The following is a 12,398-nucleotide window of genomic DNA, read 5'->3' as shown; positions in this document are numbered from 1 at the left end:
CGATAGAGCCGGGCGCTGGTGTCATTGTGTTTGAAGTGTCACACGGTGTGACTGCCGCCTGGCGCGTCAATGCGCTAGGCTGACGCCCTGTTTTCATTGAGCCTGCTCCTGTGCCCCTGACTTTTCCTCCTCCCCCTCCGGCGATCAAACCGCCGGGCATGATGTTGTTCTGGCTGACGGCTGCCCGGCTCAGTCTGCCCTTTCTGCTGTTGCTGGGCGGATTGGCCGCGTTTCAGCTTCTGGCCTGGCGGGAGTGTGCGATCACCGCGTTGATCATCATGGCATTGGCCCTGTCGGCAGCCGGATCGCGGGTTATTGAACTGCGAGGCTTGTATACCGCCCTTCGTGCGGGTGACGGCGTGAAGCCGGAAGCGATGAACGATGGTCCGGTGGCATGGGGTGCGCCGCATTGGTTGAGGGCAGAAACCCGCCGTGTAACCGGCGCTTTCGCATTGCAGGTGGCGGCTGCCGATGATCGCGCCCTGCTGAACGAAACGATTGTTGAAAAACTGCCTGATCCGCTGATCATTCTGGACGAGCGCCGCCTGCCTGCGCGCCGTAACGAGGCGGCCCGCACGACTTTTGGCCATGATCTTCCGGCGGTGCTGCGTCATCCGGGTATTCAGGCGGCGGTGACGAAAGCCTATGAAACCCGTACCCGCCAGAATGCCCGTATCGTGTTGGCTGCGCCGATGCAGCGGGAGGTCGAGGCAACCATCCTGCATCTGGAGCCTGATCCTCAGAAAACCGGTAATGCCCTGCTGGTTCTGTCAGACCGCTCGCGGGAGGCGGCGGTTGAGCGAATGCGGGCCGATTTCGTTGCCAATGCCAGCCATGAGTTGCGCACGCCGCTTGCCAGCCTGATCGGTTTTATCGAGACCTTACGTGGCCCTGCCGCCGAAGATCTTCCAGCGCAGGCCCGTTTTCTGGGCATCATGGCAGAGCAGGCGGAGCGGATGAACCGGCTGATCGATGATCTGCTCAGCCTGTCCCGGATCGAACTGATGGAGCACCAGCGTCCGGACCGCCCGGTGCTGCTGAATGAACTGATTGAACGTCAGATCGAGGCGTTCGAGCCGCGCCTTCAGGAGCGGAACATGCGATTGCAGCTGAACCTGCCGCCTCTGTCGAAAGTGGCCGGGGATGCGGATCAGTTGACACAGGTTCTGCAGAATCTGTTGGACAATGCTATCAAATACGGGCGTGACGGCGGAGAAGTCACGATCACCGCGATCGAGACCGGCTTTGAGACGGGCACCCTGACTGCGCAGCCTGATCAGGATGTTTCCCTGAATTCTTACGGCCTGAAACGGCGGGGTGTGCTGGTGAAGGTCGGGGATGATGGTCCCGGTATTGCACGCATGCACCTGCCGCGCCTGACGGAACGATTCTACCGGGTGGACAAGGCACGGTCCCGTGCGGCCAGCGGTACCGGGCTGGGCCTGGCGATCATCAAGCACATCATCAACCGTCATCGCGGGCAGTTATTCATCGAGAGCGAGCAGGGCAAAGGCAGCACTTTCGCTTTTTGGATTCCCGTGTGGGAAAAATCACCGCCCTACATACTGTCCAGAGACAATGATCCAGCTGTCGGGGATTCAGGTAATGGGCTGGCCTCATCCGCTTTTCAGGCTCGTTTGCCCCACCAGGACAGTGCGGTGTCGCTGTAGGCCGTTAGAAAACAAGGATTACAGGATCTCGCAAGCTTCCTTGAATGTCAGACGCGGTGCACGGGGAGGGAGGTCTTCAGGATCGCCATAGCCGAGATTGATCAGAAATTCGCTGCGCCAACCCTGCGGCATCAGAAAAGCGGCATCGACCTTTGCCCGGTCGAAACCCGACATGGGGCCGGCATCCAGCCCGACCGCACGGGCAGCCAACAGCAGATAGGCCCCTTGCAGGGTGGCATTCCGGATCGCGGTTTCTTCAGCCAGTGCCGCGTTATGCACGAACCAGTCGCGGGCATCCTCGTAAGGCCACAAATGCGGCAGCCTATCGTAAAACAACGGATCATGAGCGACGATGACCGTTACCGGCGCCTGCATGGTCTTTTCGACATTCCCGCTGGACAGGGCCGGGCGCAGTTTCTGTTTTGCTTCCGGATGACGGATGAAAACGAACCGGGCCGGACAGGAATTGCCGGATGTCGGGCCGAGCCGGGCCAGATCATAAACAGTGCGCAGGGTTTCATCGCTGACCGGCAACGGTTTCCATCGGTCGAAGCTCCGCCCGTCCCGAAACAGGGAGGTTGCCAGCCTTTCATCAAGGGCAGGCAGTTCCGGGTGGAGGAGGGCATTGGCAGGGTTGTCAGGAGAGTTGTCAGGCTGGGAAGGTGTCGCTGTATCGGTCATGGTACTGCTCATGTCACTGGATCGGATGTGGCAATGGCCTTGCCCTGCCGTCAAGCGGCCTGTCAGCCATGCGATCCGTGAGATTTTTGGCCGTGAGATTTTTGGCGGTTCTGACTCTGGACCGGCATGAAGGGATGCAACAGGATAGGATCGAATAACCCGGTCAGGGGAGAGGGTGCCTCCCTTTTCCTGACCTGTCACCAGGTGACAGCCGGAAAAAAGCGAAGGTTCGAATGTCCGATCCAGACTTAACCTCCTCCTCCCGTTCTGCGGATCCTGAACTGTCCGAAGGTGAAGGCCCGCCCGCCGAGCCGCCGATGATCCGTACTATCGCCATGCCGGCGGATACGAATCCGGCCGGTGATATTTTCGGTGGCTGGCTGATGTCGCTGATGGATATGGCAGCCGGAAACGTGGCCACACGCTATGCGCGGGGCCGCTGCGTCACGGTCGCTGTCGACTCGATCGCCTTTCTGGCGCCTGTGGTGGTGGGTGATGAGGTCAGCCTGTATGCGAAGCTGCTCTCCACCGGGCGCAGTTCGATGCGGATTGCGGTGGAAGCATGGCGACGCCCCCGCGTTGCGGAGGATTATCGCAAGGTGACGCGGGCCGTGTTCGTGTTTGTCGCCATTGATGAAAATCGGCGTGCCCGTCCGTTGCCCACCAGCACTCTCGAACTCGAATAGCGTTTCCGCGCCTGAACCCCGTCAGAGGAGATGACCATGGAGCGCCCGCCCGAGCGGCGTCCGTTGCTGGCCGAGCGGGCCTTTGCGCCGCTGTTCTGGTGCCAGTTTTTTGCGGCGTTCAATGATAATTTTCTGAAAAATGCGCTGGTCTTCCTGATCCTCTGGGGTGTCGGTGGTCACCAGGGTACCCAGCATGGCGGGGAAGCTCTGGTCACTCTGGCGGGCGCGGTATTCATCGCGCCGTTTTTTCTGCTGTCCGGTCTGGCGGGAGAGCTGGCGGATGGACATGACAAGGCCCGTGTCGCCACATGGTTGAAGGCGGCGGAAATTCCGGCGGCGCTTCTGGCCGTGACGGGATTTCTGCTGCACTCTTTGCCTTTGCTGTTTCTGGCGCTGTTTTGCTTCGGTGTTTTGTCCGCCCTGTTCGGGCCGGTGAAATACGCCATTTTGCCCGATCATTTGCCCCAGACCCGTCTGGGGGCTGCGAATGCGCTGATCGAGGCGGCGACTTTCGTTTCCATCCTGCTGGGCACTGTTGCTGGCGGACTGGCGGCAAGGGGGGCACCGCCTGCGGTGTTCGCCGTGCTGGTAACACTGTTTGCCGTGCTCTCCTTTCTGTTTGCGCGGCGTATTCCGGCGACCGGTGTTGCGGTCCCGGGGCTTCGGGTCCGGGCCAATATCCTGGCCTCCACCGGTTCGCTGCTGCGTCAGTTATGGGAAGAAAAGCGGCTGTGGCGGACGGCGCTGATTGCCGCATGGTTCTGGGTATCGGGCGCGGTGGGCCTGTCGTTGCTGGGGCCGCTTGTGAAATCCGTGCTGCATGGCAATGAACTGGCCGTGACGCTGTCGCTGACGGTGTTTTCCATCAGCGTGGCGCTCGGCTCCTTTCTGGCGGCGGCACTGGGCGGCGGACGGATCGCATTGCTGCCTTCGGTGCTGGGGGCGGCTCTGCAAGGGCTGGCCGGTCTCGATCTGTGGCGGGTGATCGCGCATGTGCCGGCGGGTACAGGGCATGATCTGCCGCTCGGCACGTTCCTGCAGCAGCCCGGTGTGCCGCATGTGATGGGTGATCTGGTCCTGCTGGCGGTGTCGGCCGGTCTGATTGCCGTGCCATCCTTTTCCGCCTTGCAGGCATGGGCCGCCAGATCCGAACGAGCCCGCGTCGTGGCGGCTGCGAATATTGTTTCAGCGGGAGGCATGGTCGCTGGCGGACTGGTAGTGGCAGTGCTGCAACTGATGGGCTTGGGCAGCGGGGTGTTGTTCGGACTGCTCGGCATGGCCAGTCTGGTGGTGGCCGGGCTGGCGCTGGCATTTTTGCCTACCAATGCGCTGCGGGATGCGATCTGGCTGCTGTTCCGCATCGTCTATCGGGTCGAGTTGCAGGGGGCTGAACATCTGTCCCGCACGGGTCCGCGTACTGTGATTGCGCTTAATCATGTCAGCTGGCTGGATGCCGTGCTGTCTCTGGCCTTGCTGGAACAGGAGCCGGTTTTTGCGATTGATCGCTCCGTGTCTGAAAAATTTTGGGTGCGACCTTTCCTGCGCTTCGTGCGGGCGTTACCGATCGAGCCGGCGAAGCCGTTTGCCACCCGCACGTTGATCAATGCCGTGAAAGCCGGTGATCCGCTGATTATCTTCCCCGAGGGCCGCATCACCGTCACCGGCAGCCTGATGAAGGTCTATGACGGCGCGGCGATGATCGCGGAACGGAGCGAGGCGGACGTCATTCCGGTCCGGCTCAGCGGTCTGGAATACACGCCGTTCAGCCGCCTCAACCGGAAACAGGCACCGCGTCGCCTGTTCCCCAAGGTGCGGATAACGGCGCTGGCGCCGCAACGTCTGGACGTTCCCGCCGGTCTGATCGGTCGTCGCCGCAGGGAGGTTGCGGGCCGTGCACTGAATGATGTGATGACCGATCTCATCTGGCGCACGACTCCGGTCGATCACACACTGTTCGAGGCGGTGCGACAGGCGGCCTGCCTGCATGGCTGGCGGCGCGTGGCGATCGAGGATCCGGTTACCGGTCCGCTGACCTACAGCCGCCTGCTGACCGGTGCGGCAGTGCTGGGCCGTGCGCTGAGTGTGTATGCCGGGCCGGATGAGGCGCTGGGCGTTCTGCTGCCTAACGCCAATGCAACCGCGGTGACGTTTTTCGCGCTGCAATCTGCGCGCCGGATTCCGGCGATGCTGAACTTCACGGCGGGTGCGGCCAATCTGCTGGCGGCTTGCCGGGCTGCGCAGGTGAAAACAGTGATTACCTCCCGCGCTTTCATCAGTAAGGCCGGGCTGGAGCCGGTGATCGAGGCCCTCTCTGCCAGCCAGCGCATCGTCTATCTGGAAGATGTGCGCGCCGGGTTGAGCAAATGGGACAAGATCCGCGGGGTGCTGACCAAATCCAGGGCACTGGTGCCGGGGCGGAACCCTGATGCGCCGGCGGCTATTTTGTTTACCTCCGGTTCGGAGGGTACGCCGAAAGGCGTCGTGATCAGCCACCGGAATATTCTGGCGAACTCCGCGCAGACGGCGGCAGTGATCGACTTCGGGCGGCAGGATAAGGTGTTCAATGTACTGCCCGTTTTTCACTCTTTCGGGTTGATGGCGGGGCTGGTGCTGCCATTGTCTTTCGGGGTGCCGAGCTATCTGTATCCCTCGCCGTTGCACTACCGCATCGTGCCGGAGCTGATTTATGCCACCAATGCGACCATCCTGTTGGGCACGGACACGTTTCTGATGGGGTATGCGCGTATGGCGCATCCCTATGATATGCGCGCCCTGCGTTATGTCGTGGCAGGGGCGGAGCCGGTAAAAGCCGCGACCCGCCATGTCTATGAGGAAAAATTCGGCGTGCGTGTGCTGGAGGGTTATGGCGTAACGGAGACCTCCCCAGTGCTGGCCTTGAACACGCCGATGCACAATCGTTACGGCACGGTCGGTCGTTTGCTGCCCGGGATCGTGCCGCGTCTGGAGCCGGTGGCAGGCGTCGAGACGGGCGGGCGTCTGTGGGTGCGGGGGCCGAATGTGATGCTCGGCTATCTGCGCACCGATGCACCGGGTGTGATCGAGCCTCCACCGGGAGGTGAACACGATACGGGGGATATCGTCACCATCGGCGAGGACGGCTTCGTGACCATTCAGGGCCGTGCCAAACGTTTTGCAAAATTGGGTGGGGAAATGATCTCGCTGGCGGCGGTGGAGGCTCTCGCCTCCGATCTCTGGCCGGATGCGATGTCGGCGGCCACCTCCCTGCCGGATGGCCGCAAGGGGGAGAGGATTGTGATGCTGACCACGCAGGCCGATGCGTCCAAACAGGTGTTTCTGGCCCATGCCAAGGCAGCCGGTGCCTCTGAAATGATGGTCCCGGCGGTGATCGTGACGGTGGATTCGCTGCCCCTGATGGGCAGTGGGAAAATCGACCATCCTGCCGTGCGGCGTCAGGCGGAAACTCTGCTGTGAGGGGGGTGTATTTATGCCGTGATGGTGTGATCCGGTATGGTGCCCTCCGCACCTCATGTCTGCTGCTGGCCTTTGGTCTGGCGCTGGCCGGATGTGCGCAGAATGGAGGATATGCAGGAGCCGCGTACAAGCCCGGCAATGCCAGCGGTCCGTACGGGATTGATCCGTATGCCGCTGGGGGCAGGAACTGGACGGGTGCACCGGTTCTTCCACCGGGAAGACCGGCTGATCCTCCCCCCTGATTTCTCTTCATACATTCTTTTACGAGAGTGTGGGGTTTGCGTGTGCCCAAAAGGGCTGTCGCATGCTGGAAACTTTACGATCGGTAAACGTTGTAACCCTTACGCTATGCCGCCATGATCTGGCCACTTTATAGGTGTTTGAAGGTGCTATGATGCACTGTACCGCTTTTCGCTGGATGACACGTTGTTTGCTCCTCTCCTCTGTGCTGGTGGTGGGGGCTTGCTCGGATATGGGCGGCTTTGGCGGCTATGGGGGCGGGTATAGCGGGGGATATGGCGGCCCTTACTGGGGTGGCGGCTATCCCGGTTATTACGGCAATCCCTACTGGGGTGGGCCTTATTGGGGTGGTGGCCGCCGCTGGGGTGGTGGGCCACCGCCTCCCCCTCCTCCTGGACCTCCTCCGCCGGGACCACGGCCGGGTCCTCCCCCGGGTCCTCCTCCGGGCCCACCGCCTGGGCCTCCGTCCGCGCGCGGGTCTGCGGGAGTATTCTTTAAATAAGCAGATCATCCCGATCAGAACCGGCGCCGTGAAAAGGGCGCCGGTTTCAGTATTGGCTTACTGATCCCGCAAGGCGGGATAATGCGCGTTCTGGTTTCAGATCGAAATCACGATGTTGCGTCTTGAATTTTGTATCATGATTCTTCTTGCTGCTTTCTGATCGACAGCGCGGAAGGATGAAAAAATGTCTGCCAGGGCTGCAACACATTTCTGGACTGCGGCTCTGTTGGCAGGATTGGCCGCTTCCCCCGCCTTTGGGCAGGAGACATTGCAGTTTCGGGGTGTAGCCCCCGAACAGACAGCCGATAGCTCCGGTCTGTGCCTGAGATTCGATGACAAGCTCTCGACCGAGGCCGGCACCAATGAAGCCGGCTTTTTGAAAGTGTCTCCGGCCGCCCGCATCGTCACCCGCGTGACTGCAAACCGTCTTTGTGTGGATGGCCTGTCGCCGGGGCGCGATTATACCATCACCGTTCTGCCCGGTCTGACGGGCAGCAAAGGGCAGAAGACCAGCCGTGCCTTTACCGTCAAGGCGGCAATGCCTGATCGCGATCCGATGATCGCGGTGGGTGGCAAAGGCTGGATTCTGTCGCGCGCGACTGCCTCCGGTCTGACGATCCAGACGGTCAATACGCGACGGGTGAGGGTCCGGGTGTTCCGCATGGGTGAACGTCTGCTGTCCTCCAAACTGACGAATACGGGGCAGTACGGACGCGATATTGATCTCGGCAAACAGAATTTCTCGGTCTGGGAACTCCGCCGCCTGTTGCAGAGCGACGCGACACAGATCTGGTCCGGCACGATGGATACCGGAACCGGCGCGGCGTCGGAGAAGAACGCGACTGTTGAAACGGCCTTCCCGATTCCCTCCATCATCAAGCCGGAAGAAGCTGGTGCGTATCTGGTCATCGCGGAAAATGCGGATCGCCCGGCGGTTTCTTTGCTGCCGGGAACGGAGGATGGAGCCAGCGACAATGGCGATGTGTATGAAAGCAGCATTGCGGGACACTGGCTGATTGCCACCCGTACCGGCCTGTCCACATGGCAGGGTGAGGATGGACTGACCGTGGTGGCGCGTGCGCTGTCCGATGCGATGCCGCAGGCGGGATTGAGCGTGCATCTGCTCTCACGCGGGCAGGATGTGCTGGCCACTGCGAAAACCGATTCCTCCGGCAAAGCCCATTTCGCCGCGCCATTGCTGGCAGGCACCGGGGCGGCTGCACCGGCACTGCTGATTGCACAGGGCGGGAAAGGGGATATCGCGGTCCAGAGTCTGGAAGGGCAGCCTTTCGATCTGTCTGATCGCGGTGTTTCCGGGCGGCAGCCGCCTGGTCCGATCGAAGCCTATCTTTATGCGGATCGCGGCATTTACCGCCCAGGCGAGACGATCCATGTCATGGCGCTCCTGCGTCAACGTTCTCTGGATGCGGCTGCCTCCATGCCGTTGAGTCTGGTGTTGCGCCGCCCGAACGGGATGGAGGCAAAGCGCATCACGCTGGATGCGAAATCCAGCCCATCTGGCGGATTCCAGCATGATTTCACGCTCCCTGATCCATCCTCTCACGGTAACTGGACGATCGAGGCGCTGACCGATCCCTCCAGACCGCCGGTCGGCACGCTTCAGGTGCAGGTGAGGGATTTCGTGCCGCAGACGCTTGCGGTGACGCTGGATGGAGTGCCGAAGGCAATTGGCCCGGCCCAGCCTATCACCGGCACGCTGACGGGCCGGTTCCTGTATGGGGCTCCGGCGGCCGGGCTGCATGCGGAGGCGCGGCTGGAATTCGCCCCCGACCCCGAACCGGTGCCCGGTCTGAAAGGCTGGCATTTCGGCGTGGTGGATGAGACGGTGGCGCAGAATGCCATGCCGCTCGAACTGCCTGATGCCGATGCGGCGGGGAAGGTGACACTCGATGTGACCCCCAAATTGCCCGATTCTGTTGCCTCCCCCCTGATTGCGACATTGGTGGCTGGTCTGGCGGAGCCGAGCGGGCGGGTGGTGGAGACCAGTCAGCAGATCAAGCTGCGGACAAAACCCCTTCTGATCGGTTTGCTGCCGGAATTCTCCGGCGATCAGGTGAAGGAGGATACGCCCGCCCGTTTCCGGGTTGCTACGTTCTCCACCGATGGCAAGCCGGTGGCCCGCCCCGGCCTGCACTGGGCGCTGGTGGAGGAGGAGCGGCACTGGGACTGGCTGCGTGAAAACGGCAGCCATTGGACGTATCATTATCATGTCGTGGATCGCACGGTGGCGTCCGGCACAGTGGACAGCACCGCGGACGGCAAGACCGGAATCGAGCGCTCCCTGCCATGGGGCACCTATCGGCTGATCGTCTCGGATGAGGCCAGCGGGGCTGTCACCAGCATGAGATTTTCCTCCGGCTGGCAATCCTCCACCGATATGAATGCGGATAGCCCCGACAAACTGGCTGTCTCCACGGACAAAAACACCCTGAAAGCCGGCGAGACTGCCCGGGTGCATATCGACGCGCCTTTTGCCGGCCGGGCGGAGATCGTCATCGCCAACAGCCGGGTGCTGGAAACCCGTGATGTTGCGGTTCCAGCGGGCGGTCTGACAGTCGATGTGAAGGCGGCGGAGGATTGGGGGGCGGGGGCGTATGTTCTGGCAACGCTGTACCGGCCGCTTGATCAGAAGCGTCGGGCGCATGATCCGGTACGGGCGGTGGGGCTTGCCTGGATCGCCACGGATACCTCCGCCCATCGTCTGACCGTTGAGATGAAGGCGCCACAGCAGACATTGCCACGGCAGCACATATGGGTGCCGGTGCATGTGGCACGGCCCGATGGAGGCACCCCGCAATCCGCCTATGTCACGCTGGCGGCGGTGGATGAGGGTATCCTCCAGATTACGAAATTCCACGCGCCCGACCCGCTGGGTGCGCTGGCGGCAAAACAGCGTCTGGGCGTGTCCATGCGTGATGATTACGGCCGCCTGCTGGATGATGGTGCCCGTGTCGGCGCGGTGCATGAAGGCGGTGGCGGCGGAGATGACGATCTGGGCGGGGCCGCCCTGCCGGTGCGCAGCAGCCGGACCGTGGCGTTGTTCCGGGGACCGGTTGCGCTGGATGCGAAGGGCAATGCCACCATTGAACTGGATGTCCCGGATTTTCAGGGTGAATTACGTCTGATGGCGGTGGCCTATGATCCGCAGGCGCTGGGGCATGCGGACGCGCCGTTGACGGTGCGCGATCCGGTGGTGGTGACTCTGGCGCTGCCACGTTTTCTGGCACCGGGCGATGTCGCGCAGCCAGTGTTGCAACTGCATGATGTTGACGGAGCGGCAGGCCGCTACACCGTGAAGATCACGACTCAGGGGCCCGGCCAGGTCAGTGCACAACATGCGCTGGACTATGATCTGAAGCCTGGGGATCGCGTGGCTGATCCGCTCACCCTGACTGCCAGTGGTGACGGCATCCTGACCATGGAGACCGAGGTCACGGGCCCGAACGGATTCCATGTTACCCACCAGGACGAGATTGCGGTACGGGAGCCTCATTTCCCCTTCAGCATCGCCCAGACCGCCCTTCAGACGCCGGGAGAGCTATGGAGCTATGACCCGGTTGCACAGAAAAGCTTCGCCCCCGGCAGTGTGTCGGTTTCTATTGGTTATAATCGCTTCGGCGGCATTGATGTCGCCGGTTTGCTGCGGTCGCTGTACCAGTACCCGTATGGCTGCACGGAACAGTTAGCCTCTGCGGCCCTGCCCCTGCTCTATTTCAATGATCCGACCCTGATCGGCAGGGACGGGAAGGAAAACCGGGCCGTCATTCAGCGTGTGCAGGGAGCGATCGACACCATTCTCGATCGTCAGGACGCATCTGGCCGGTTCGGTTTATGGCATCTGGGCGATAACGGGGCCTCGAATTGGCTGAATATCTATGCCGCTGATTTTCTGGTGCATGCGCGGCAGGCCGGGTTCGATATTCCCGATGCGGCGCTCCGTCGCGGTCTGGCCAATGTTCAGGCCATCATATCCGGCTCCGGCAACGAGGAAAGTGGTTATTATCGCGCCAGCCGGGATGTGACGGTCGTGTATGGTCTTTATCTGTTGGCCCGTTCGGGTGGTCAGGTGGATGCGGCCCTGCTGCACCGTATCAGTGACAGTCTCGGCTGGATGGGTGGCGACAAGCCGGAGCCGGGCAGTGTGACGTTCGAGAACGGCAAACCGGCCCCGGCGATTGCGCTCGCCCAGCTGGCGGGGGCTGCTTCCCTCACCGGCGATACGGAGCGGGCGAAAAAACTGTTCCGGCTGGCGTCCGCCAATCTCAAACTTTCCTCTGTGCCCGGTGAGTGGATGGGGGGGTTCTACTACACGCCGCTGCGTGATCTGGCGGCGCTGATCGCGATTGCGGCGGAAACACGCAATGACGAGCTTGCGACCTCTCTGCTGGCGAGCGTGCAGAACCAGAATCTTCAGCCGGGGAGCCTGAATACGCAGGAAAAGGCATGGCTGCTGATGGCGGCGCATGAATTACAGAACGGCGCGCCGATCAAGGGCGGATCGTTGCTGACGGTGAACGGTGTATCCCGACCGGGGATGTTGCCGATAGCGCTGTCCCCCTCGCCGGAGCAACTGGCCAGCGGATATGCGGTCCGCAATGACACGCAGGCGCGACTTTTCCGCACGGTGACCGTGACGGGAACGCCGAAAGCGTCCCCGAAGCCGATCGAGGCTGGCTACACCCTGACCCGCACCTTGCTGAACATGGATGGATCGCCGGTTGATCCGCAGCGTCTGCGGCAGAACGACCGGCTGATCGTCGCGCTGTCCGGTCAGGTCCGGGATGATGGCAATCATCAGACGGTGCTGGTGGATATGCTACCGGCGGGCTGGGAAATCGAGGCGCCGATGAGTAGCGTGAAAGGATATGAGTTCCTGCAGGATCTGTCTCCGCTGCAAAACTGGCAGGCTCGCGATGACCGCTTCGTGGCTGCTTTCGTGCTGGGGCAGGAGGGGAGTCGCCGCTACGAGGATCACGATGAAGAACATCCCGGCCTGTCATCCCGGGAATTCCGGGTGGCTTATATCGTGCGCCTGGTAACCCCCGGACAATTCACCCGCCCCGAAGCGATCGTCGAGGATATGTATCGTCCGTCCGTCATGGCCCGCACGGAAGCCGGTGTCACGCGGGTTGGTGCGCGTTGACC

The 12,398-nt window shown here is 62.0% G+C and carries 7 protein-coding genes; 6 read left to right on the top strand and 1 reads right to left on the bottom strand.

Features of this window, described 5'->3' with window-relative positions; all coding sequences use genetic code 11:
* Window positions 1-110: 110 nt before the first annotated feature.
* Window positions 111-1,670 (top strand): ATP-binding protein, encoded by a 1,560-nt coding sequence (locus tag GBCGDNIH1_RS24340; RefSeq protein ID WP_011633062.1) that lies wholly within the window; start codon window positions 111-113, stop codon window positions 1,668-1,670.
* An 18-nt stretch (window positions 1,671-1,688) separates the two neighbouring features.
* Here the strand turns inward: GBCGDNIH1_RS24340 and GBCGDNIH1_RS24335 are convergent, their stop codons facing one another.
* A complete protein-coding gene (locus GBCGDNIH1_RS24335; RefSeq protein ID WP_025319289.1) occupies window positions 1,689-2,351 on the bottom strand; it encodes a malonic semialdehyde reductase in 663 nt (220 codons plus the stop codon).
* A gap of 233 nt (window positions 2,352-2,584) precedes the next feature.
* On the opposite strand from GBCGDNIH1_RS24335, the gene GBCGDNIH1_RS24330 reads away from it, so the two are divergent.
* The 5 genes from GBCGDNIH1_RS24330 (at window position 2,585) to GBCGDNIH1_RS24310 (ending at window position 12,396) form a co-directional block, all read left to right on the top strand.
* Window positions 2,585-3,037: an acyl-CoA thioesterase gene (locus GBCGDNIH1_RS24330; protein WP_011633060.1), complete on the top strand. Its 453-nt coding sequence runs from the start codon at window positions 2,585-2,587 to the stop codon at window positions 3,035-3,037.
* 36 nt (window positions 3,038-3,073) lie between these two features.
* A complete protein-coding gene (locus GBCGDNIH1_RS24325; protein ID WP_043453211.1) occupies window positions 3,074-6,490 on the top strand; it encodes an acyl-[ACP]--phospholipid O-acyltransferase in 3,417 nt (1,138 codons plus the stop codon).
* Window positions 6,487-6,732 (top strand): hypothetical protein, encoded by a 246-nt coding sequence (locus GBCGDNIH1_RS24320; protein ID WP_011633058.1) that lies wholly within the window; start codon window positions 6,487-6,489, stop codon window positions 6,730-6,732. The genes GBCGDNIH1_RS24325 and GBCGDNIH1_RS24320 overlap by 4 nt, the downstream gene beginning before the upstream one ends.
* A gap of 188 nt (window positions 6,733-6,920) precedes the next feature.
* The gene (locus GBCGDNIH1_RS24955) at window positions 6,921-7,232 is read left to right on the top strand and encodes a hypothetical protein (RefSeq protein WP_157692037.1); all 312 of its coding nucleotides are present in this window, start codon (window positions 6,921-6,923) and stop codon (window positions 7,230-7,232) included.
* 184 nt (window positions 7,233-7,416) lie between these two features.
* On the top strand, window positions 7,417-12,396 hold the full coding sequence (locus tag GBCGDNIH1_RS24310; RefSeq protein WP_011633056.1) for an alpha-2-macroglobulin family protein: 4,980 nt from the start codon (window positions 7,417-7,419) through the stop codon (window positions 12,394-12,396).
* Window positions 12,397-12,398 lie beyond the last annotated feature (2 nt).

The sequence above is a fragment of the Granulibacter bethesdensis CGDNIH1 genome (assembly GCF_000014285.2).
In the GTDB taxonomy this organism is placed as follows: domain Bacteria; phylum Pseudomonadota; class Alphaproteobacteria; order Acetobacterales; family Acetobacteraceae; genus Granulibacter; species Granulibacter bethesdensis.
This window is presented reverse-complemented; position numbering and strand designations above follow the sequence as displayed.